Origin of the sequence: Pseudomonas sp. ZY71 (assembly GCF_036542145.1) — a bacterium.
In the GTDB taxonomy this organism is placed as follows: Bacteria; Pseudomonadota; Gammaproteobacteria; order Pseudomonadales; family Pseudomonadaceae; genus Aquipseudomonas; species Aquipseudomonas koreensis_A.
On record NZ_CP144274.1, the window covers coordinates 189,871 to 213,235 of the forward strand.

The window sequence follows — 23,365 nt, forward strand, 5'->3', positions numbered from 1 at the left end:
GTCACGGGTTCAGGGAAGACGACGACACTCACAGCCACGGAAATCGATCAGGTCATTCATGAATAAATCAGCAGGCGTGCTTCTCGGAATTGTTGTTGCCATCGGCGCGATCAGCGCAGGCGGGGCCTGGTACACCGGGACCAAGATCGAAGGCGTGCTGAACAACGCCGTTACCAACGCCAACCAGGAGCTGCAAACCGCCATGGCCGGCACCAACGGCACCGCGTCGCTGGAACTGGTGTCGCTGGAACGCCACACCTTCACCAGCACCGCGCACTATCGCCTCAAGGGTGAAGGCGAGATGTTTGGCGACAAACCAGTCGAATTGCTGTTCGTTGATCACATCGAACATGGCCCGCTGCCGTTCTCGCGTCTGGTTTCGCTGAAATGGCTGCCGGTCATGGCCACCAGCAACTATGAGCTGGAAAAGAATCCGGCCACCGAAAAATGGTTCGCCGCCACCAAGGGCGCCGCGCCGCTCAAAGGCGTGACCAGCATCGGCTACGACGAATCCACCACCAGCACCCTCGATCTGCTGCCGTTCGAAACTGCACTGGATGAGCAGTCGAGTCTGAAGTTTTCCGGCCTGACCATGAACATTTCTGCCAACGCCAAAGCGCAGAAGGTCAAGGCGGACGGCTACATGGACAATCTGAAACTGGTGACCGTCGCTGAAGACCAGGCGCCGGTGCAGGTCGAACTCAACGGTCTGACCCTGGCCAGCAACCTCGCCAAGAGCAGCTACGGCTACTACACCGGGGAAAACACCCTGGTGCTGACCAACAGCAAAACCACCTTCGGCACCAAGCAATCGGTGCTTGGCGTGAAGAACTTCGAAATGAAGAACCTCACCGAAGAAAACGGCAGCAATGCCTCGGGTCGTGCGGACTACAAGATTGGCGAAGTCAGCCTCAACGACAAGAAAATCGGCTCGGCGAACATGGCCATGAGCCTGAAGAACCTCGATATCCCTTCGACCATGTCGCTGATGCAGGTCTACCAGACCAAATTGCAGCCGTACGAAAAAGCAGCCGCCGAAGCCGCAGCCCAAGGCTTGCCAGCGCCGGAGCTGAACCTCACCGAAGCGGAAAACGCCCAGGTCAAAGCCGACCTGCAGAAACTGCTGGCTGCCGGCCCGCAGTTTGCGTTGGAAAACCTCTCGTTCAACACCGCCAACGGCGAGAGCAAAGCCAATCTGGTGATCGACCTGACCAAGCCGCAATCGATGGACTTGCCGCCGGATCAACTGGGCAAACAACTGATCGCATTGCTGGATCTGAATATCCAGGTGTCCAAGCCGATGCTGGTCGATCTGCTCAGCGTGCAGGCACAGCTGGATGGTCAGACCGATGCCAAAGCCATCGTCGATCAATCCAAGGAAGCGGCCGACATGTTCGCCGGCATGGCCGTTGGTTCGCAGTTGGCGGTCGTCGACGGCAGCAACGTGGTGACCAAGCTGCATTACGCCGCCGATCAGGTCGAATTCAACGGCCAGAAGATGACCGTCGAGCAGTTCATCGGCTTCCTGATGAGCAAGTTCGCCGGCGTCACGCAAGTGCAGTAATTCTGCGTTCTTGATAGCAACGCCCGGCCTCCGTATCGCACGGACGCCGGGCGTTTTGCTGTCTGGCGTTCGGGTTTTCGGTGTGCCGGCGGAGCCGCCAGCACGATTCTGAACAATTATTGTGTTCCGGAGATCGGTCTGCGCTTGCATGCAAAACTGCCTGACTAAGCTTGGTCGTTGCATCTGTATTGGCGGCCACCGTTACGAAAGGGCAAGGAGGGCATTGCGACCCGGCTGGCCATGTAAGGATGCTGACGAATGCCGCGTATTGATGTTCCTGTATTACATCGTGGTTTACGCCCTTTGTTTCGAGTCGCGCTGTGCAGCCAATTGCTCTGGCCGGCACTGGCGTTTGCCGATACACCCTACGATCAGATGGTGCGTGACGCCCGTGCCGGGCAAACCACACCTGCGCTAACGGTTTTGCGTCAGGTGCCGCCCGGCCAGTCGACCACCGGGCAGATCAGCGATCACCTGCAGATCGCCAGTTGGGCCGGACTGGACGCCGAAGTGGTGCAGGTATATGAAACCCAGGGCCGCGACCGCGTCCTGCCGGTGCAGGCACTGACCGCCACCGCCCGTGCCTATCGCGACCTCAAGCGTTGGGATCAAGCCACGCAGGTCTACAACAAGGCCTTGGCGCTTGAGCCGGATAATGCTGACCTGCAGCTCGGGCTGGCCCTGACTCAGGCGGATGCCGGTAAACCCGACGAAGCGGTGAGCCGCGCAAAGGCGCTGGTGGCGGCCAAACCTGATGATCCGTCGCGCCGTCTCGCCTTGGGCTACGCCCTGACCCGTGACAACAAACCTTACGATGCTCTGTTCGAATACGATCAGGCCTTCAAGCGCGCCGGCAGCAAGCCGGAAGTCGCTCGCGAATACGTGGTTGCTCTGCAAAAGGCGCGTTTGCCGGAACCGGCGTTGCGTCTGGCCAATCAGCGTCCGGGGTTGATCGATCCGGTCACGTTGCGTCGCCTCGAAGGTGATCTGGCCGCCGAGCGCGTGCGTCTCGCCGAACTCGCCACCCGCAGTGAAAAAGAACGCTACGTCATCGCCGACCGCGCACTGGCCGACTACGACAAACTGCTCGCCACCTGGACACCGGACGCCACGGCTCACGACGACGTGATTCGCTGGCGCATCGACCGCATGGGCGCGCTCAAGGCCCGGGCGCGCACCGACGACGTCATCACTGAATCCCAAAAGCTGCAAGCCGAAGGCGTGAAGATTCCGACCTACGCACTGCGTTGGGTAGCGGCGTCGTATCTGGATCAACGTCAGCCGGAAATCGCCACGGACTTGTATCGTCAAGTGCTGGCGGCGCCGGATGCCGATGTCGGCGACCGACTCGTAGACACCACTGCGCTGTACTACTCGCTGCTGGAAAGCGACCGCGCTGATGAGGCGCGCAAAGTCGCCGAGGACGCCGCCAAGTCCCAGCGTCCGCGTGTCGAACTCAAGGGCTTGCCGATCGGCAACCCCAATGATGAATGGATGGACGCCCAGCAACTGGCTGCGCAGGCCGGCACTTACAGCGCTGACTTGCCCCATGGCGAGGAGCGCTTGCAGACGCTGGTCGATCAGGCGCCGGGTAACGTCGGTTTGCGTCTGGCTCAGGCCGATTTATACCTGGCCCGTAACTGGCCGCGCCGCGCAGAAATGCAGCTCAAGGAAACCGAGAGCATGGTGCCACGCGCCATGGGCCTGGAAATTGGCCAGGCCCACACCGCGATGGAATTGCAGGAATGGCGGCAAATGGATGCGCTGACCGACGACGTCGTCGCACGCTATCCGGATAACCGCCAGGTACAGCGTCTGGCCCGTGAGCGCGAAGTGCATGACATGTCCGAGCTGCGCGTCGAAGCCTACGGCGGCAAGGCCAATGATGGCGGTAGCGGCGATGCCGGAGCCGTCAGTGGCAGCCGCGATTTTGGCATCCAGACCACCCTGTACAGCCCGCCGATCGATGAAGACTGGCGCGTGTTCGCCGGGGTCGGGTATGCCACCGGTGACTTCGCTGAAGGCACCGGGCACCACCGCTTTCAGCGTGTTGGCCTGGAACGCCGCACTCGTGACATGACCCTTGAAGCCGAAGTGTCCAGTCACGATTACGGTTTCGGCGACAAACAGGGCGCGCGGCTGGCGATCGCCCGTGACATCAACGATCACTGGCAGTACGGCGGCAGCCTCGAATACCTCTCGGCCGAGACGCCGTTGCGCGCGCTCAACAGTGACATCAAGGCCAATGGCGGCAGCGGTTTCATTCGCTGGCGCGCCAACGAAAGCCGCGAGTGGCGTCTGTCGGTAAGCCCGTCGCACTTCAGCGACGGCAACAACCGCGTCGAAGCCTTGCTCACCGGCCGCGAGGGCGTCTACAGCGCGCCGAACGTGCAGGTCGATGCAGGACTGGAAGTCGGCACCAGCCACAACTCCAAGTCTGATGACGTGCCGTACTTCAACCCCAAATCCGACTTCAGCGTGATGCCGCTGGTCAACGTCAATCACGTGCTCTACCACCGCTACGAAACGGCCTGGAGCCAACAATTCCAGGCCGGCGCGGGAACGTACAGCCAGCGTGAGCACGGCACCGGCGGCATGGCCCTGCTCGGTTACGGCCAGCGTTATGCCTGGAACGACGTGTTCGAGGTGGGCGGTTTGCTCAGTGTGATCAACCGGCCCTACGACGGTGATCGGGAGACCGATCTGCGTCTGCTCGTCGACCTCACTTTCCGCTTCTAGAAGAGTTTGAAGATGCCTTTGATTTCGCGTTTCATCCTTCTGCTGGGAGCGCTGCTGGTCAGCGCCTGCGCCCAGCAAGCTCCGGCCTTCGCGCCGCCGTCCGAACGTCCGCTGGCGGTCAACGAAAAACCATGGCCGAAAAATCACGTGCTCGGCATTGCCTATCACGACGTCGAAGACCGCGATCCTGATCAGGCCGTAGTTGCGGTGCGCACCGAGCGCTTGATCGAGCAACTCGCCTGGCTGCGCGAGAACGGCTACAAACCGGTCACCGTCGACCAGATCATGGCTGCGCGCAAGGGCGGCCCGGAACTGCCGGCGAAAGCGATTCTGCTCAGTTTCGACGACGGTTATTCGAGTTTCTACACCCGCGTCCTGCCGGTACTGCGCGCCTATAACTGGCATGCCTTGCTGGCGCCGGTCGGCAGCTGGATCGACACGCCACTCAATCAACCGGTGGATTTCGCCGGCGCTCCGCGTGCGCGTTCCGACTTTCTGACCTGGGATCAGATCCGCGAAATCTCACGCTCCGGGCTGGTGGAAATCGCTGCTCACACCGACGCCAATCACAAAGGTATTCTGGCCAACCCGCAGGGCAACCTGCAGCCTGCGGCGGCCACCCGGCGTTATGACCCAGTGACCAAGCGTTATGAATCCGAGGCTGATTTCCAGGCGCGGGTCCGCACTGACGTGAACAACATCTCGGAAAAAATCCGCAAGGTCACCGGCAACAAACCACGCGTCTGGGTCTGGCCGTATGGCGCGGCGGATGGCACATCGCTGACGGTGGTCGGCGAGGCGGGCTACGAAATGGCCCTGACCCTCGAAGACGGTCTCGACGCCCTCGACAACCTGATGAGCAGCCCGCGCTTTCTCGTTGCTTCGGATCCTGACGGCGAGCGTTTCGCCAACAGTATCGTCGACGTGCAGTCGGATTTCGTCATGCGCGTTGTGCATGTTGATCTGGACAACGTTTACGACCCGGATCCGGCGCAGCAGGACATCAACCTCGGAAAACTGGTGCAGCGCATCGCTGACTTGGGCGCCAACACGGTGTTCCTGCAAGCCTTCGCCGATCCCAAGGGCGATGGCCTGGTGCATTCGCTGTACTTCCCTAACCGTCACTTGCCGGTGCGTGCGGATATTTTCAACCGCGTCGCCTGGCAACTGCGTACCCGCGCTAACGTGAAGGTCTTCGCGTGGATGCCGGTGCTGAGTTTTGGTCTCGACTCGAAACTGCCGCGCGTGACCCGTTGGGACCCGAAAACCGGCATCACCTCGGTGGATCCGGATCAGTACCAACGCTTGTCGCCGTTCGATCCTGAAGTGCGACGGATCATCGGTGAAATCTACGAAGACGTGGCGCGCCTGACCTCGGTCAACGGCATTCTTTACCACGACGACGCGGTACTGTCGGATTTCGAAGATGCCGGTCCTGAAGCCTTGAAAGCCTACGCTGCCCACGGTTTGCCGGGCTCGATTGGCGCATTGCGCGACGATCCGGCAGCGATGCAGCGCTGGACGCGCTTCAAGAGCCAATACCTCATCGACTTCACCAACGAGCTGACCGCCAAAGTCCGTGCGATTCGCGGCCCGCAGGTGCTGACCGCACGCAACATCTTCGCTGAGCCAATGCTCAATCCCGAGAGCGAAGCATGGTACGCACAGAACCTCGATGACTTCCTCGTGACCTACGACTGGACCGCGCCGATGGCCATGCCGCTGATGGAAAAACAGACCCAGGCAGAGTCCGGCCCTTGGCTGGAAGCGCTGGTGGCCACGGTCAAAAAGCGCCCCGGCGCGCTGGATCGTACGGTGTTCGAATTGCAGGCACGCGACTGGACGAAAAAGGATCAGGCCGACATCGATGGTGCCCTTCTGGCGGACTGGATGGGTCGCCTCAAGCGTCAGGGCGCGACCAGTTTCGGTTACTACCCGGACAACTTCCTCGACAACCTGCCGGACCTGAAAACCGTAAGGCCTGCACTCTCCAACAAATGGAATCCATAACATGCTGGATAGACTGTTAGCCCTGCTTGTTCTGGCGATCGTCCTCGGCGTACCGCTGGGGCTGATCTTCCTGGTGACCGGGCAGTTCCTGATGGACTTCGTGTTCTTCTACCCGTTGTTCATGTCCGGCTTGTGGATTGCCGGTGGCCTGTATTTCTGGCTGCACTGGGAGCGCCACTGGCCGTGGCAGGACGACACCCTGCCGCCGCCACTGGAAGGCGAGCCGCTGATCTCGATCCTGATCCCTTGCTACAACGAAGGTGACAACGCCGCCGACACCATCCATGCGGCGCTGGCCCAGCATTATCCGAACATCGAAGTCATCGCGATCAACGACGGCTCCAAGGACAACACCGCCGAAGTGCTCGATGCGCTGGCCAAGGAAGACCCACGTCTGCGCGTGCTGCATCTGGCGGAAAACCAGGGCAAAGCTGTGGCCCTGCGCATGGGCGCCATCGCGGCACGCAGTGAGTATCTGGTGTGCATCGACGGTGATGCGCTGCTGGCGCCGAACACCGCAGCCTATCTGGTGGCACCGATGCTGGATAACGCACGCCTCGGCGCGGTGACCGGTAACCCACGGATTCGTACGCGTTCGACGCTGGTCGGGCGGGTGCAGGTCGGTGAGTTCTCGTCGATCATCGGGCTCATTAAGCGTACGCAACGGGTGTTCGGGCGGATTTTCACCGTCTCCGGCGTGATCGTCGCGTTCCGTCGTACCGCGCTGAACCGCGTCGGTTACTGGAGCCCGGACATGATCACCGAAGACATCGATATCAGCTGGAAGCTGCAACTCGATCACTGGAGCATCTTCTACGAGCCGCGCGCGCTGTGCTGGATCCTCATGCCGGAAACCCTCGGTGGGCTATGGAAGCAACGACTGCGCTGGGCGCAGGGCGGTGCCGAAGTGCTGTTCAAGAATATTCGTGGCATCTGGCAGTACCGCCATCGTTACCTGTGGCCGCTGCTCTTCGAATACTGCCTGTCGACCGGGTGGGCATTCACCTTCCTGTTGTCGGTGATCTTCTGGGCCGTCGGCAAGTTCGTGGTCATGCCGGAAGCCATCGCGGTGGATCATCTGATGCCACCAGCGTTTACCGGGTTGCTGCTGGCCTTCGTCTGCCTGGTGCAGTTCGCGGTCAGCATCGTCATCGACCGGCGCTATGAGCCGGGGTTGGGCCGCACGATGTTCTGGGTGGTCTGGTATCCGTTGGTGTTCTGGCTTGTCAGCCTGCTGACCACGTTGGTCAGCTTCCCCAAAGTGCTGTTCGGCCAACATCAGAAACGTGCGCGTTGGGTCAGTCCTGATCGGGGCATAAAACCGTTCGGCGACGACGAAGAGGAGGTCATCAAATGAAAATCATCCGGACTCGCCAGCGGCCCTTTCTGGTAGTGATCGATGTGATCCTCACCGTGCTGGCCTGGGTTGGCCTGCTGTTTCTGCTGATCCGCGGCTTGTGGCCGCTGGTCGAAACTCACGCGGGCGGCCCGCTGATCGATAAATCGGCGTTCGACGCGCTAGGCACCCTGCAGATTTATCTGTGGATTGCCTTGGTCAACGCGGTGATTCTGATTTCCTGGGCGCGTTATCAACAGCGCAAGAGTCGCAGTTTTGCCCAGCGCAGGTTGCCGTCGCCGGTGATCGACGATCAAGGGCTGAGCAAGAGCTTCAAGCTTTGCGATGACCGCTTTCAGAAACTGCGCACGCCCGGGGTGATGACCATTCACAACGATCAGGAAGGCGACATCAGCCATGTGGTGACGCATTTCTGGCCGGTGCAAAAGGAAGAATTGCCACCGCCGCTGGCACCGCTGGAGCACCCGCGCGTGATCTTTCTGCATGCTGAAGATGATGACAATCGCGAGCCCTTGCTTCGTTAATTGATCGTTCCCACGCTCCGCGTGGGAATGCCTCTAGGGACGCTCTGCGTCCAGTGACGCGGAGCGTCACGGGCTGCATTCCCACGCAGGAGCGTGGGAACGATCAAGCGTAATCGCGGACCAGTGTCCAAGCCTCTTCCATTGCCAGCGGTTGCTTCATTCGCTCGGCCAGCAGCGCCATCGCCCGTTCCTTCTCGCAAGCGACTGCAGCGACCAGAATGCCGTTTTTACCGAACAGACCAATAAATGGCGGATGTTCAGGCTCGCCAAGAAACTCCACCTCATCCCAGTGCTCAGCGTGGCCAAGGTAGTCGTAATTCTTGCCGAAATGCCAGGTCCAGAAGAACGGCACGTCGAGGTAATGTTCGTCGCCACCGAGCATATTGGCAGCGGCGATACGCGCGTGTTGTTGAGCCAAGCGCCAGTGCTCGATGCGTTGCAACTGGCCGTTCAACGGGAACGTGGTGATGTCGCCGATGGCCCACAGATTTTCGCTCACACGCAGGCCGTCATCGACGCGCAATGACTGATCCTTTTCCCTCGGCAGTGACGCGAAAGCTTCGGTGGCCGGGTGCACACCGATCCCGGCCAGTACCAGATCCGCAGAAAGCCGCAGGCCATTGTCCAGCAGCACCGCCTCGACTTTGCCGTCGCCGATGATCTCGGTGGCTTCGTGTTCGGTGATGAATTTCACCCCGTTCTTTTCGTGCAACGCGCGAATCGTTTTGCCCACGGCTTCGCCGAACTGGGCAGCGAAGGGAATCGCGTGCCGAGCCAGCACCGTGACGTCGAGGCCGTATTGGCGCAGGGCCGAGGCGCATTCGAGAGCGATGAAACTGTCGCCGATGATCACCGCGCGTTGCTCGGGTTTGGCGGCATTCATTATTTGCTCTGCCTGGGCTTTTGAGCGCAGGACGAAGACCTGCGGCAGGTCGGCGCCGGGCAATTCCAAGGAATTGGGTTCACCGCCGGTGGCGAGCACGGCCGCGTCATAGCGCAGGGATTGACCGTCGCTCAGATGCAACGTCTGGTTTGCAGCATCCAGCGAGGTGATTTGGTTTTCCAGTCGCTCGATGCGCTGCTCTTTATAGAAAGTTTCATCTCGCAGCGGCGGGGCTTCCTCGGGTGGCATTTCCCCGGCGAGGACAAATTTGCTCAGCACCGTGCGGTCGTAACCGGCATCGGCCTCGCGGTCAATCATCACGATGCGGCCACCGAAACCCTTTTCCCGCAGCGCCGCTGCACATGCCGTACCGGCGGCACCCGCGCCGACAATCACGAACGTACGCGAATCATCCGCCGGAGGAGTATGCGCATCGGGCAACGGTTGTTCATCGACCCAAACGTCATCGCCGCGCAGCTCCAGTGGATACCGCTTGAGGCTGTCGAGCGCTGGCGGCTCACATAGTGCGCCGTCTTCTGCGCGAAACGCAGCCTTGTGCCACGGGCAGATCAGGCGTCCGTGACACAACGCACCGTCAGCCAGCGGCGCCCCGGCATGTGGGCATTCGCCCTGAAACGCACGTAATTGCCCGCCAGCGCGCAGCAGCACAATCTTGCTCTCGCCGATTTCAACTTGCAGGCCACGGTCTTCAGGGACATCGGCAATACAGGCGACACGGTGCAGGGGCATGGTCGGCTTCCTCGCGGGCATTTCTCTTGTGAGTTTGCGTGGTAGTGCGAGGTTCAGCCATTTGCCACTGCCACGGCACGAACGGTACAGCTATAGTTTGCAGGCCGACGACGGCCCCACTGCACAAGGTGCTCCCGGAATGACCCGATTGACCTCTCTCAACCCATGGCTGGCGGCCCTCGCCGTCACCCTTTGCGTGCAGTATCCGGCGCAGGCCCAGGAGCGTTTCACCCTGAACATTCCGGGTGTTTCCGATAACCGCCTGTTCACCTCGGCCGCGGCCAGCGATGCAGCCGGCTGCGGTGGCAAGAACCAGTCGCCGGCCCTGAGCTGGAACGCAGGTCCTGCCGGTACCCAGAGTTATGCGATCGTCATGCACGACCCGGACGGCCAGAAAGGCCTGGGCGTCGATCACTGGATTCATTACGGCATCAAATCCACCACGCGCCAGATCGCCGCGGGCGTCGGCGCCAAATCCGCGTTCGAAGGTGTCGGCGGCACCAACAGCAAGGGCAATACCCATTACATGGGGCCGTGCCCGCCAGTGGGCGACAGTGCGCACCACTACATCATCCAGATCTACGCACTGGATCTGGCCCCGGATGCCTTGCCGGCCGGTCTGACCCGCGCTGAGCTGATGGAAAAAATCAAAGGCCATGTGCTGCGTAACAGCAGTGCGGTGCGGCGTTATCACCGCTGAAATTTTTTCGCGGCGTTTAACCCGAACTGAAAGGGCTGCCCGTCTCAGTGGATGAATGATCAATTTCATCCCGAGGTCAGCCCCCATGTCTCATCCTCTCTTGCGTCCTGTTGCGGTTGCTGTGTTGCTGGCGCTCGCCGGTTGCGGTGCGTCGTCCACACCCGATTCCGCCGCTGTGCCAGCGCCGGCGCAGCCTGAGGTGCTGGTTCAGCAGGAAGCGGTCATGGCTGACACCTCAATGGCCAAGCGCGCGCTGTACAAGATGCCCAACGCGGGCAGCGCGCCGATGCCGTTGAGTGAAAGTTATCCACAGGGCTATCGCGATACGCAGCGCGAGCAGTATCAGGCGTTGGCCGACAACCCGATCCATAGCGTCGTCGAAACCCCGGTTTCAACGTTCAGTGCCGACGTCGACACGGGCGCTTATGCCAACGTCCGTCGCCTGCTCAATCAAGGCCGATTGCCGCCGGAAGGCGCGGTACGGCTGGAGGAAATGGTCAATTACTTCCCCTACGACTACGCGCTGCCCAGCGACGGCTCGCCATTTGGCGTGACCACTGAACTGGCGACCTCACCGTGGAACCCGCACACCCGCTTGCTGCGCATCGGCATCAAGGCTTCCGACCGCGCCGCGGCGGAACTGGCCCCGGCCAATCTGGTGTTTCTGGTCGATGTCTCCGGCTCGATGGATCGCCGCGAAGGCTTGCCGATGGTCAAAAGCACGCTGAAATTGCTGGTCGATCAATTGCGCGATCAGGATCGCGTTTCGCTGGTGGTGTATGCCGGCGAATCGCGAGTGGTGCTGCAACCGACTTCCGGACGGGAAAAAGCGAAAATTCGCACGGCCATTGAACAATTGACCGCCGGTGGTTCGACCGCTGGCGCCTCGGGTATCGACCTGGCCTACCAAATGGCGCAGCAGGCCTTCATCCCCAAAGGCATCAACCGCATCCTCTTGGCCACCGACGGTGATTTCAATGTCGGCGTCAGCGACTTCGACAGCCTCAAACAAATGGCTGTGGATAAACGCAAAACCGGAATTTCCCTGACGACGCTGGGTTTTGGTGTGGATAACTACAATGAACACTTGATGGAACAACTGGCCGACGCCGGCGACGGCAACTACGCCTACATCGACAACCTGCGCGAGGCGCGCAAAGTGCTGGTGGATCAGTTGAGTTCGACCCTCGCCGTGGTGGCAAAAAACGTCAAATTGCAGGTGGAGTTCAACCCGGCACAGGTCAGCGAGTATCGCCTGCTTGGCTATGAAAACCGAGCGTTGAAGCGTGAGGATTTCAGCAATGACAAAGTCGATGCCGGCGAAATCGGCGCAGGACACACGGTGACCGCGCTGTACGAAATTGTTCCGGCGGGCGAGAAGGGCTGGCTGGAGCCGCTGCGTTACGGCAAGTCGGAGCCAGTTGTTTCCGGGAAAAGCGGAGAATTGGCGATGCTGCGTGTGCGTTATCAACGTCCTGAGGGTGGGAAAAGTCTGCTGATCGAGCGGCCGATAGCCAATCAGACCGCGCCGGCTAGCGAGGATCTGCGTTTTGCTGCTGCCGTTGCCGCGTTTTCCCAGCAGCTCAAGGATGGCCGTTACACCGGCGACTTCAGCCTGAAAGACACGGAGACACTGGCCCGTGGCGCTCGTGGCGATGATCGCTTCGGTTTGCGCAATGAGTTCGTGCAACTGGTCGAACTGGCGCAGAGCTTGCGCAACTCAACCGCATCGAACGCGTTGGCCACTGAACAACGGATTGAATAAGTGAGTAGTCTGAAAGGCTTCATCAGTCAGCTGTTTGCCTCGGCAGACAGCTCAACCGCCAGCAGCGATGAATCGCTGCTGGCGCGTTATCGCGAGGGCGACGGCGCCGCGTTCGAGATCTTGTACGCGCGCCATCGCCAAGGCCTGTACCGGTTTCTGCTCGGCTTGAGCGGCAAACCGGAACTGGCCGACGAAGTATTTCAGGAAACCTGGCTGAGCCTGATTCGCAGCGCCAGTCAGCCACAAGGCCGGGCGACATTTCGCACATGGCTGTTCCAGATCGCGCGCAATCGCCTGATCGATCACTGGCGCAAGCATGGCGCCCAGCAACCGCTGCACGACAGTTATGATGAACAAGCGCATGCCGTCAGCGACGAGGCGAACGATCCCGAACAACTGCTCAGCCTCAGCCGCGACAACCAGCGTCTGGAAAGCGCCCTGCAAACCCTGCCCGCCGACCAGCGCGAAGTGTTCCTGCTGCGCGCCCACGGCGACCTCGACCTGGCACAAATCGCCAGCCTCACCGAAGCACCGCTGGAAACCGTCAAAAGCCGCTTGCGCTACGCCCAGCATAAACTGCGTCGGCTGCTGGCCGAGGAGGTACTGACATGACTGACGCCCGCCAGACACCCGAAGATCCGCTGATCAAACATGTGCGCGAACAGCACAACGCCGAACCACCAGCGCACCTCGATGCGTTCATCCTCAACGCCGCGCAGCGTCAAACCCCTGCGCCGAAACCAAGCCTGTGGAAACGCTGGCTCGACGTCTGCCGCAAACCGCGCTGGCAAGTCGCATTCGCCAGCCTCGTCGGCGTGGCATTGATGCTGTCGCTTGTCCAGCGTGCTCCTGAGCCGCTGCGTCAGTACGACTACATTCCTGCCCCCGAGCTAGCAGTGCCCATGACCGACACGGACTCAGCGCAACTGCACCGATTGTCCGCCCCGGCCGGCGCCCTGCCAGCACCTGTGCCGATGATGGAAATGGCCGCGCCGATGCAAGATCAAGCCATCAGCGCCGATGAAGCCAAATTCAGCAAACGCGCCGCCGCCCCGACCAACGGCCTCGACGCACAACTGCGCGAAGTCCTGCGCCTGCGCGAATCCGGCCAATCGCAAGCCGCCGACAGCCTGTTCAACAACCTGCACAAACGCTACCCGAACGCCGATCTCGATGCCCGACTTGAGCAGTTGCGGAAAAAATGACCACTTGATCCACCAGCCATTTGGCATTGCCCCGCAAAAACGCGCACTATCGAGGCATTGCCGATGCGCTGGAGGACAACGTGGCAGCAAAAATTGACCGCATCGCCCAACTGCTCAACTGCCCGGAGAAGGGCGAAGAGATGCGGCGAGCGATTACCGAGACGCGTAAGGAGTTTCTGCTTAACCAGTCGGAAGAGGATGTCGTCGATGAAGGCGACGTTTTTGAGGAGGTTGAGGAGGAAGAAGACGACGATGATTACGACGAGTTCGACTGGACGACGGAGTGACGTCGTTCGAGAACCATCGCATCGCCCACAAAAAAGCCCCGGACCATCACAGTCCGGGGCTTTCTCGTTTAAATCAATGGTGCACCAGGCGGGATTCGAACCCACGACCCCTGCCTTCGGAGGGCAGTACTCTATCCAGCTGAGCTACTGGTGCAGCGGGCGACATCATACCTAGGTCGGCTCGGGGCGTCCATGCTGGGTTTCGGCACGGATTGTCAGTGCGCGTGTCGGTGCAAATCGCTGCATTCCATAAAGCTGTAACGTCCTGCAAAACCCTCGCTTGGCGCTTTCTCGGGACTGTTCTATGGTTTTGTTGCGGCTGAGGCTTTTGGCGCGTTGATCTGAAAAATTCCACAAACACGCCGTTTTTGTTCTTTTTTTCGAACGACCTATTGTCCTTTAACCCCTTTGATCCTACGATCCGTTTGAGATTTCAAACGCTCGTTGACCGGGCGTTGAAGCGCCAGTGTTTAGAATCGTGCACTGTTGATGCGCCACACCCGGTCACTGATTTCCCTGACGGCAGCCTCGCGAGGCGCCTTTCTACAATCATAATTTGCTCCGCGCAGGCCGCGGTGCTGTTAAGGAAAGCCGACATGCAGCTTAAAGACACCCTGTTGTTCCGCCAGCAAGCCTTCATTGATGGCGCTTGGGTCGATGCGGACAACGGTCAGACGATCAAGGTCAATAACCCGGCCACCGGCGAAATCCTCGGTACTGTGCCGAAAATGGGCGCTGCCGAAACCCGCCGTGCCATTGAAGCCGCTGACAAAGCGCTGCCGGCCTGGCGTGCACTGACCGCCAAAGAGCGCGCCGGCAAGCTGCGCCGCTGGTTCGAACTGATGATCGAGAACCAGGACGACCTCGCGCGCCTGATGACCCTTGAGCAGGGCAAGCCGCTGGCCGAAGCCAAGGGCGAAATCGTTTACGCCGCTTCGTTCATCGAGTGGTTCGCCGAAGAAGCCAAGCGCATCTACGGTGACGTGATTCCGGGTCACCAGCCTGACAAGCGCCTGATCGTGATCAAGCAGCCAATCGGCGTGACCGCAGCAATCACCCCGTGGAACTTCCCGGCGGCGATGATCACCCGTAAGGCCGGCCCGGCACTGGCTGCCGGTTGCACCATGGTGCTCAAGCCGGCTTCGCAAACACCATTCTCCGCTTTCGCACTGGCCGAACTGGCTCAGCGTGCGGGCATTCCTGCCGGCGTGTTCAGCGTGGTGTCCGGCAGCGCCGGCGACATCGGCAGCGAGCTGACCAGCAACCCGATCGTGCGCAAGCTGTCCTTCACCGGTTCGACCGAAATCGGTCGTCAGCTGATGGCTGAATGCGCCAAGGACATCAAGAAAGTTTCGCTGGAACTGGGCGGCAACGCGCCGTTCATCGTGTTCGACGACGCGGACCTCGATAAGGCCGTCGAAGGCGCGATCATTTCCAAGTACCGCAACAACGGCCAGACCTGCGTCTGCGCCAACCGTCTGTACATTCAGGATTCGGTCTACGACGCGTTCGCCGAGAAGCTGAAAGTGGCTGTGGCCAAACTGAAGATCGGCAACGGTCTGGAAGACGGCACCACCACCGGTCCGCTGATTGACGAAAAAGCCGTGGCCAAGGTGCAAGAGCACATCGCTGACGCCGTAGCCAAAGGCGCCACCGTGCTGGCTGGCGGCAAGGCGATGGAAGGCAACTTCTTCGAGCCGACCATCCTCACCAACGTGCCGAAAAACGCTGCTGTGGCCAAGGAAGAAACCTTCGGTCCACTGGCGCCGCTGTTCCGTTTCAAAGACGAAGCCGAAGTGATCGCGATGTCCAACGACACCGAGTTCGGTCTGGCTTCGTACTTCTATGCTCGCGACCTAGGTCGTGTGTTCCGTGTCGCGGAAGCGCTGGAATACGGCATGGTTGGCGTCAACACCGGGCTGATCTCCAACGAAGTCGCGCCGTTCGGCGGCATCAAGGCCTCGGGCCTGGGCCGTGAAGGCTCCAAGTACGGCATCGAAGATTACCTGGAAATCAAATACCTCTGCCTGGGCATCTAAGCCGGGAAAGGGATCGCTGCAAACGCAAAGGGCACGAGAGCGCTGTCCCTTTGCGTGGTTTCAAACCGGAATTTTCTCTGCGGCCAGGAACGCCGTGGCAGTCGATCATCGCATGCTGCCACCGTCGATTTCTCCCGCTTAATCCTTGAACCACGCCGCCCGATGAGCGGCGAATGAGGACTGTAATGAGCAAGACTAACGCTGAACTGATGGCCCGTCGTACCGCAGCTGTTCCACGTGGTGTTGGCCAGATTCACCCGATCTTCGCTGAATCGGCAAAAAACGCTACCGTGACTGACGTTGAAGGTCGTGAGTTCATCGACTTCGCCGGCGGCATCGCTGTACTGAACACCGGCCACGTGCATCCGAAAATCATCGCGGCCGTGACCGAACAACTGAACAAGCTGACCCACACCTGCTTCCAGGTACTGGCTTACGAGCCGTACGTTGAGCTGTGCGAAAAAATCAACGCCAAGGTGCCGGGTGATTTCGCCAAGAAAACCCTGCTGGTCACCACCGGTTCCGAAGCCGTGGAAAACGCCGTGAAGATCGCCCGTGCCGCCACCGGCCGCGCTGGCGTGATCGCCTTCACCGGCGCCTACCACGGTCGCACCATGATGACCCTGGGTCTGACCGGTAAAGTCGTGCCGTACTCGGCCGGCATGGGCCTGATGCCAGGCGGCATCTTCCGCGCGCTGTACCCGAACGAACTGCATGGCGTGAGCATCGACGACTCGATCGCTTCCATCGAGCGCATCTTCAAGAACGACGCCGAGCCGAAAGACATCGCCGCAATCATCATCGAGCCTGTACAGGGTGAAGGTGGTTTCTACGTTGCGCCGAAGGAATTCATGAAGCGTCTGCGTGCCCTGTGCGACCAACACGGCATCCTGCTGATCGCTGACGAAGTACAGACCGGCGCTGGCCGTACCGGCACTTTCTTCGCCATGGAACAGATGGGCGTTGCTGCCGACCTGACCACCTTCGCCAAATCCATCGCTGGCGGCTTCCCGCTGGCCGGTGTGTGCGGCAAGGCCGAATACATGGACGCCATCGCCCCGGGTGGCCTGGGCGGCACCTACGCCGGTAGCCCGATCGCTTGCGCCGCTGCACTGGCGGTGATGGAAGTGTTTGAAGAAGAGCAACTGCTGGACCGCTGCAAGGCTGTTGGCGAGCGTCTGGTCACTGGCCTGAAAGCTATCCAGGCCAAGTACCCGGTGATCGGCGAAGTCCGTGCCCTGGGCGCGATGATCGCGGTTGAGCTGTTCGAAAATGGCGACAGCCACAAGCCGAACGCCGCCGCTGTAGCGTCCGTTGTGGCCAAGGCGCGCGACAAGGGCCTGATCCTGCTGTCCTGCGGCACCTACGGCAACGTTCTGCGCGTCCTCGTACCGCTGACCTCGCCGGACGAGCAACTGGACAAAGGTCTGGCGATCATCGAAGAGTGCTTCTCCGAGCTCTGATCACCCCATGTGACCTGATCGACAAAAAACCCGCTTCGGCGGGTTTTTTTACGCCCCTTGAAACACATCGGAGGCTTTAGCGCTGTATCGAATGGCCAGCATTGGCTAAGGTTCAGGCATTGCAAGGGAGAGCGCGCATGACTGCCGTTGATTTACCCGCCGTACCGCGAGTGCTGATTGCCGAGGCTGATCCGTGGTCTCGCGATCTGCTCAAACAAGTGTTGCTGAACGTGCGTTGCGATGCGCGACTGGATCTGTGTGCCGATGGCCAGCAAGCCATGTCGTTGCTCAGCGAAGTGCCCTATGACCTCGCCATCGTCGACTGGGAACTTCCCGGCGTCGATGGTTTGAATGTGCTGCGCAGCGTGCGTCAGCGCAAACGCAATCCGCCGCTGCCGTTCATTCTGATGAGCAGCCGCAACGACAGCGCCAGTGTGCGCGAAGCGATTCCGTTGGCGCCGACGGCGTATCTGACCAAACCACTGAACATGGAAAACCTGACTGAGCGTCTACAGGGCTTGTTGCTGAATGCCGGTGAAGAAGTTTTCTGTGAGGTGCCGGCATTGGCCCCGGGCATGACCTTGTCGGTGTTTCTCGAGCGCCGCCGCGAGCAAGCCGACGGCGCACCGTTGATGACCGATGTGCAAGTGGCGGTCAAACGCAGTCTCAATCCCAACGGTCTGGATTTGAAGCTGCTGGAAGATGAGATCAAAACCGATCCACAAATCACTGCCGTGTTGATTGCTGCGGCCAACAGCGCGGCGCAGCACCATGGCGCGCCGGTGCAAACATTGGCGCAAGCCCTGCATCGCTTGGGCACCGGACAGAGCATGAACCTGATTCTGGGGTTGGCCCTCAAGCGCAGCGCCAAGCTCAGTGATCCGTGTCTGGCTGATTACGCCGAGCGTTACTGGGGGCTGTCGCTGCACACCGCTGAATATGCGCGAACCCTCGCGCGGCTGCTCGATCTCGATCAGGAGCGCTGTTACTGCGCGGGCATGCTGCATCGCTTGGGTGATCTGGCGTTGCTGCGTTGTCTGCAGGAATGGCAGCAGGCGGGTGGTGAGCTGGATGAGCTGGAGGAAGTTGGCGAGGCGTTGGCCGAGTTTGGCGCGGCGTATGGTTCGGCCCTGCGTACTCGCTGGCGATTGCCGCTGGAGCTGCGTGAGCTGATTGCGTCGGTCTATCAGCTCGGCGGTGGCGTGTATTCACGTGAGGCGCTGGTGATGAACATGGCGGCGCAGATGGCGCATCTGACTGAGCATGAAGGCGTTGAGGAACTGGCGAAGAGCCGCACGGCGCGGTTGCTCAAGATCGGCTTGCCGGAGTTGATGCGGATGCGCAAATAAACGACGTACACATTTCCAATGTAGGAGTGAGCCTGCTCGCGATAGCGGAGTGTCATACAACAATTGTTCGTTTGACACTCCGCTATCGCGAGCAGGCTCACTCCTACAATTGATCTCTGTGTGGTTGAAATAGGGCTCAGGCAGAAATGATGCGGTTCTTGCCCTGTCGCTTGGCCTCATACATGGCCGCATCCGCGCGGGCGAACAGGCTGTCGAGGCTTTCGTCTGTCTCGGTCAGATTGGTCAGACCCTGGCTGACGGTGATGCCAAATGTCTGCCCGTCATGGCTGAAGCTCAAGCGCTGAATCTCCTGCTGCAGCCGTTCAGCCACTTGCATGGCCATGTCCGGTGCGCAACCCGGAAACACCGCCGCAAACTCTTCCCCGCCAATCCGCCCGAACAGATCACCGCGACGTAACGAGCCGCGCCCGCACTCGGCGATCCGCTGCAAGACGTTGTCGCCTTCGGGGTGGCCGTAACTGTCGTTGATCACTTTGAAGTCATCGATATCGAGCAGCAAAAACGCCATGGGCGAACCCTGCGCACGCGCCTCTTCGAACTCGCGGTTGGCGCACTCGAAGAAGTGGCGGCGGTTGCTGCTTTGCGTCAGCACGTCGGTGGTCGCCAAGCGATGCAGCTCGGTTTCCATCTGCTTTTTGTCAGTGATGTCCTCGGCGATGCCGACGATGATCACCGGTTGCCCCGGCTCGTCCTGACGGTTGATGAAGCACTTATCGCTGAGCCAGCGCACCTGACCGTCGGCGGCGATGATGCGGTATTCGCGATCCTCCACCGCGCCTTTGTGCAGGACTTCGGCGAGGCTGCGTTCGGCGTATTCCAGGTCGTCGGGGTAGATGCTGTCGCGCCATTGGTTGTAGTCGGCGAGCAGGAGGCCGGCGGAGCGACCGAAAATCCGTTCGTAGGCGGGGCTGACGTACAGCACCTGACGGGTTTCCCAGTTGAAAGCCCAGAGCACGGCATTGACGCTGACCAGCAATGAGCTGAACAGCTGCTCGCGTTCGCTCAAACGGGCGACCTCGCCTTGGGCGTGCATCAACGCCATGAGGGTTTGCGCGGCCTCGGGCCACTGCGGGAGGGATGAGTCTTTTTGATTGTTGTTGACCATCGGCACAGATCTCAAAGGACGTGCCGCAATTCGACAACGGCCACAGTACAGCCCGCCGGGATGGCGAAGTGTCTTTGAGATAGGCGATTTTTAGCGAAGTTCCGAAGGGTGCACCCGGGAGCCGGGTGCACCGATCAACGGTCTCAGACCGCCGCAGGGCGCAGCGAGTAGGTTTTCAGCTGGTCAGCGAATTCACGCAGGGACTGGATACCACTGGCTTCTGCCTCGTGAATCCATTCCTTGATGGCGGCGAGCATGTCATGGCCATTTGCGCTGGTCTTGACCCAGATCTGCTGCAGGGCCAGGCGTTTTTCGTAAATTACCTTCAACGCCTGACTGTGCTCGAGCATGGTCTGGATACGCAAGTGATGACGGTCTTCCAGCAGGCTGGTTTCCCGCGACAGCAGACGTTTGGCGCGGTGGAACTGATGACGCACTGAATGATCGACCTTGGCCAGCTCTTGCTTGACCAGCGGGCCGATCACCAATTTGCGGTACTGGGCCATGATCTGAAAGCGGTTGTTGAGGATGGCCATGGCGGTGTCCATGTCCAGATTGCCCTTGCCTTCGACACGGTGGGCGATCGGCGCTACACGCTGAACCTTGGCCAGACGCAGGAAACTGAAGACTTTGATCCACGCCCAACCGAGGTCGAATTCCCACTTTTTCACCGACAGCTTGGCCGAGTTAGGGTAGGTGTGATGGTTGTTGTGCAGTTCTTCGCCGCCGATCAGGATGCCCCAAGGCACCAGATTGGTTGCCGCGTCGCGGCATTCGAAGTTGCGATAGCCAACGGCATGGCCCAGACCGTTGATCACGCCGGCAGCCCACACCGGGATCCACATCATCTGGATCGCCCAGATGGTGATGCCGATGGTGCCAAACAACAGCAGATCGATAACGCCCATGATCGCCACGCCCAGCAGCGGGTAGCGGCTGTAGACGTTGCGTTCGATCCAGTCTTCGGGGCAGTTCTTGCCGTAGATGCGCAGGGTTTCCGGATTCTGCGCTTCGGCGCGGTACAGCTCGGCACCGGTACGCAGCACAGTGGAAAGACCTTTGATGACCGGGCTGTGCGGGTCGTCTTCGGTTTCGCATTTGGCGTGGTGTTTACGGTGGATGGCGGTCCACTCGCGGGTGTTCTGCGCCGTGGTCAGCCACAGCCAGAAACGGAAAAAGTGCTTCAGACCGGCATTCAGCTCCAGCGAGCGATGGGCCGAGTAGCGGTGCAGATAGACCGTGACGGCAACAATCGTCACGTGGGTCATCAGCAGGGTGACTGCGACCAGAGACCAGGCCGACAAGCCAAGAAAACCTTCGTACCACATAGGCTATAGGGCCCTCGATAAAGATAAAAACAGCCGTTGCATTATCACCAAGCACACAGATAAAACCAGTCGCCCTTTCAGATAAGAGTCGCTGGATGTTTCTTGACCTATAATTCCAACCTTTTTGTAGGGACATGGACAGCCGAATGCCTGCCACTTACCGCGATGCATTGCGTGCAGCGCTGCTCTATCTCGTGCTTGCCGCTGTCTGGCTGCAAGGTACTGATCATTTATTAAACAATTTCTTCGATAACTCCGTCGATCTTGCCCGATGGCAACTGATCAACGGTTACGTCTTTGCGGCGCTCAGCGCCGGGCTGATTTTCCTGGCGCGGGCGCGCTTGTGTGAGTTTCTCGGGATTGGCGCGCGTTTGCGCGAGCGCCACGCTGATCGCGAACGCCTGCGTCAGGCCGCGGCGGTCTTCGATTGCACCCGCGAAGGGGTGTTGGTGACCAACCATCAAGGGCTGATCGTGCACGTCAATCGCGCGTTCATCGAGATTACCGGTTATCAGCGTGAAGAAGTCATTGGGCAACAGCCGAGCCTGTTCAAATCCGGCCACCATCCGCCAGGGTTCTATCAGGCGATGTTCGCTACCCTTGAGTCGCAGGGCGAATGGAGCGGCGAGATCTGGAACCGGCGCAAAAGCGGCGAGATTTATCCACAGTGGCAGACCATCCGAGTCATTCACGATGATCAGGGCCGGCTCAGCCATTACGTCGCGGTGTTTTCCGACATCAGCGCGATCAAGGATTCCGAGCATGAACTCAAACACCTCGCACACCACGATCCGCTGACCGATCTGCCCAATCGTCTGCTGTTCAGCGATCGCGCCGAGCAGGCGCTGGCCTCGGCGCAAAACCACAAGCGCGGCTGTGCATTGCTGATGCTCGATCTCGATCACTTCAAGATGATCAACGACAGCCTCGGCCATAACGTCGGCGATCGCTTGCTCAAGGCCGTGGCGGCGCGTTTGCAAGCGCTGTTCGGCCCCGGCATTTCCCTGGCGCGGCTCGGCGGCGATGAGTTCGCGGTACTGGCGGAAAGTTGTCCACAGCCGGTGCAGGCGGCGGCGCTGGCGCAACGGATTCTCGATGCGCTGAAGGAGCCGTTCAGCATTGATGGCAATCAGTTGTTCATCAACGCCAGCCTCGGCATCAGCCTGTTCCCCAGCGATGCGCTAAGCGCCGAGCAACTGTTGCGCAATGCCGATGCGGCGCTGTTCAAGGCCAAGAGCAGCGGCCGTAACGGTTATGCCTTGTATACCGAAGAACTTACCGCCCACGCCCAGCAACGTGTGGAGATCGCATTCGAGCTGCGCCGCGCGCTGGAGCAGCAGGAACTGCGGGTTTACTACCAACCCGTGCATGACTTGAAAACCAGTCGCCTGATTGGCGTCGAAGCCTTGGTGCGTTGGCAGCATCCGCAACGCGGCCTGGTCTCGCCGGCGGAATTCATCCCTATTGCCGAGCGCACCGGGTTGATCGCCGAGATCGACGCTTGGGTCATGCAGCAGGCGTGTCGACAAATGTGCCAGTGGCAGCAGGCCGGGCTGGTGCTGTCGTTTGTCGCGGTGAATGTTTCGTCACGATTGTTCGCTCGTCGTGAGTTGTACCAACAGGTTGCGCAGGTGCTGCACGACACCGGGCTGGATCCGGCGTATCTGGAGCTGGAGGTGACTGAAAGTGCGGTGATGGATGATCCGGAAGTGGCGCTGGAGCAGATGCACCGTTTGCGTGAGTTGGGTATTCGTCTGGCCATCGATGATTTTGGTACCGGGTATTCATCGCTGTTGCGACTCAAGCGCTTGCCGGTGCAGAAACTGAAGATCGATCAGGGTTTCGTCGCCGGGTTGCCGTGGGATGAGGACGACGCGGCGATTGTTCGGGTGATTATCGCGTTGGCCCGGAGCATGGGCATGCAGGTGCACGCCGAGGGTATCGAACAGGTTGAGCAGGCGGCGTTTCTGCTTGAGCAGGAATGCGATCTGGGGCAGGGGTATTGGTTTGGGCGGCCGGTTCCGGAGCAGGAGATTGATTGGGCGAGAACTCCGGTGATTGGTTAAAAGATCAAAAGATCGCAGCCTGCGGCAGCTCCTACACCGATCCCTGTAGGAGGGGCCGAAGGCTGCGATCTTTTGCTTCAACAGGCTGCAAACCCTTGCCCCGTCACATAATGTTTTTCAGTTATATAAACATTCTTAAATAGTCTTTTTAAGAATATCCGCGCCTCTCTTATATTGCTCCTACGCCGAACGCAGTGCCGCCCACTGCCA

17 protein-coding genes and 1 tRNA gene are annotated in these 23,365 nt (G+C 60.1%); 14 read left to right on the forward strand and 4 right to left on the reverse strand.

Annotated features, from left to right (window positions below):
- Window positions 1-58: 58 nt before the first annotated feature.
- The 5 genes from VY732_RS00800 to pgaD all read left to right on the forward strand — a co-directional run bounded on the left by VY732_RS00800 (window position 59) and on the right by pgaD (window position 8,194).
- Window positions 59-1,564: a YdgA family protein gene (locus VY732_RS00800; RefSeq protein ID WP_331693410.1), complete on the forward strand. Its 1,506-nt coding sequence runs from the start codon at window positions 59-61 to the stop codon at window positions 1,562-1,564.
- A 258-nt stretch (window positions 1,565-1,822) separates the two neighbouring features.
- On the forward strand, window positions 1,823-4,303 hold the full coding sequence (gene pgaA, locus VY732_RS00805) for a poly-beta-1,6 N-acetyl-D-glucosamine export porin PgaA (protein ID WP_331693412.1): 2,481 nt from the start codon (window positions 1,823-1,825) through the stop codon (window positions 4,301-4,303).
- 12 nt (window positions 4,304-4,315) lie between these two features.
- Complete coding sequence (gene pgaB / locus VY732_RS00810) at window positions 4,316-6,313, forward strand: poly-beta-1,6-N-acetyl-D-glucosamine N-deacetylase PgaB (RefSeq protein WP_331693414.1); 1,998 nt, start codon at window positions 4,316-4,318, stop codon at window positions 6,311-6,313.
- A gap of 1 nt (window position 6,314) precedes the next feature.
- A complete protein-coding gene (gene pgaC, locus VY732_RS00815) occupies window positions 6,315-7,670 on the forward strand; it encodes a poly-beta-1,6-N-acetyl-D-glucosamine synthase (RefSeq protein ID WP_331693416.1) in 1,356 nt (451 codons plus the stop codon).
- Complete coding sequence (gene pgaD / locus VY732_RS00820) at window positions 7,667-8,194, forward strand: poly-beta-1,6-N-acetyl-D-glucosamine biosynthesis protein PgaD (protein ID WP_137219068.1); 528 nt, start codon at window positions 7,667-7,669, stop codon at window positions 8,192-8,194. The genes pgaC and pgaD overlap by 4 nt, the downstream gene beginning before the upstream one ends.
- A gap of 103 nt (window positions 8,195-8,297) precedes the next feature.
- Here the strand turns inward: pgaD and VY732_RS00825 are convergent, their stop codons facing one another.
- Window positions 8,298-9,827, reverse strand: a complete 1,530-nt coding sequence (locus tag VY732_RS00825) for an FAD-dependent oxidoreductase (protein WP_331693417.1) — start codon at window positions 9,825-9,827, stop codon at window positions 8,298-8,300.
- A 139-nt stretch (window positions 9,828-9,966) separates the two neighbouring features.
- On the opposite strand from VY732_RS00825, the gene VY732_RS00830 reads away from it, so the two are divergent.
- The 5 genes from VY732_RS00830 to VY732_RS00850 all read left to right on the forward strand — a co-directional run bounded on the left by VY732_RS00830 (window position 9,967) and on the right by VY732_RS00850 (window position 13,784).
- Window positions 9,967-10,527 carry a YbhB/YbcL family Raf kinase inhibitor-like protein gene (locus VY732_RS00830; RefSeq protein WP_331693418.1) on the forward strand — a complete coding sequence of 187 codons (561 nt, stop codon included), beginning with the start codon at window positions 9,967-9,969 and terminating at the stop codon, window positions 10,525-10,527.
- 85 nt (window positions 10,528-10,612) lie between these two features.
- A complete protein-coding gene (locus VY732_RS00835; protein WP_123592896.1) occupies window positions 10,613-12,292 on the forward strand; it encodes a vWA domain-containing protein in 1,680 nt (559 codons plus the stop codon).
- A gap of 30 nt (window positions 12,293-12,322) precedes the next feature.
- Window positions 12,323-12,904: an RNA polymerase sigma factor gene (locus VY732_RS00840; RefSeq protein WP_034151939.1), complete on the forward strand. Its 582-nt coding sequence runs from the start codon at window positions 12,323-12,325 to the stop codon at window positions 12,902-12,904.
- Window positions 12,901-13,497, forward strand: coding sequence for a hypothetical protein (locus VY732_RS00845; protein ID WP_331693421.1), 597 nt, complete (start codon window positions 12,901-12,903; stop codon window positions 13,495-13,497). Before VY732_RS00840 ends, VY732_RS00845 begins: the two co-directional genes overlap by 4 nt.
- Before the next feature lie 20 nt (window positions 13,498-13,517).
- Window positions 13,518-13,784, forward strand: coding sequence for a hypothetical protein (locus VY732_RS00850; RefSeq protein WP_208867480.1), 267 nt, complete (start codon window positions 13,518-13,520; stop codon window positions 13,782-13,784).
- 77 nt (window positions 13,785-13,861) lie between these two features.
- Here the strand turns inward: VY732_RS00850 and VY732_RS00855 are convergent.
- A tRNA-Arg gene (locus tag VY732_RS00855) sits at window positions 13,862-13,938 on the reverse strand.
- Window positions 13,939-14,380: 442 nt separating this feature from the next.
- On the opposite strand from VY732_RS00855, the gene gabD reads away from it, so the two are divergent.
- The 3 genes from gabD to VY732_RS00870 all read left to right on the forward strand — a co-directional run bounded on the left by gabD (window position 14,381) and on the right by VY732_RS00870 (window position 18,635).
- Window positions 14,381-15,823 carry an NADP-dependent succinate-semialdehyde dehydrogenase gene (gabD, locus tag VY732_RS00860; RefSeq protein WP_077570107.1) on the forward strand — a complete coding sequence of 481 codons (1,443 nt, stop codon included), beginning with the start codon at window positions 14,381-14,383 and terminating at the stop codon, window positions 15,821-15,823.
- 185 nt (window positions 15,824-16,008) lie between these two features.
- Entirely contained in the window at window positions 16,009-17,286 is a 1,278-nt protein-coding gene (gabT, locus tag VY732_RS00865; RefSeq protein ID WP_007917687.1) for a 4-aminobutyrate--2-oxoglutarate transaminase, read from the forward strand.
- A 137-nt stretch (window positions 17,287-17,423) separates the two neighbouring features.
- Window positions 17,424-18,635 carry a response regulator gene (locus VY732_RS00870; RefSeq protein ID WP_331693422.1) on the forward strand — a complete coding sequence of 404 codons (1,212 nt, stop codon included), beginning with the start codon at window positions 17,424-17,426 and terminating at the stop codon, window positions 18,633-18,635.
- 136 nt (window positions 18,636-18,771) lie between these two features.
- Here the strand turns inward: VY732_RS00870 and VY732_RS00875 are convergent, their stop codons facing one another.
- Together VY732_RS00875 and desA are read right to left on the reverse strand one after the other, a co-directional pair.
- Window positions 18,772-19,761: a GGDEF domain-containing protein gene (locus VY732_RS00875; protein ID WP_331693424.1), complete on the reverse strand. Its 990-nt coding sequence runs from the start codon at window positions 19,759-19,761 to the stop codon at window positions 18,772-18,774.
- A 143-nt stretch (window positions 19,762-19,904) separates the two neighbouring features.
- Window positions 19,905-21,089 (reverse strand): delta-9 fatty acid desaturase DesA, encoded by a 1,185-nt coding sequence (desA, locus tag VY732_RS00880; protein WP_116029347.1) that lies wholly within the window; start codon window positions 21,087-21,089, stop codon window positions 19,905-19,907.
- A 146-nt stretch (window positions 21,090-21,235) separates the two neighbouring features.
- Here desA and dibA point away from each other — a divergent pair, with 146 nt between their 5' ends.
- A complete protein-coding gene (gene dibA / locus VY732_RS00885; RefSeq protein WP_331693426.1) occupies window positions 21,236-23,155 on the forward strand; it encodes a phosphodiesterase DibA in 1,920 nt (639 codons plus the stop codon).
- The last annotated feature ends 210 nt before the right edge of the window (window positions 23,156-23,365 follow it).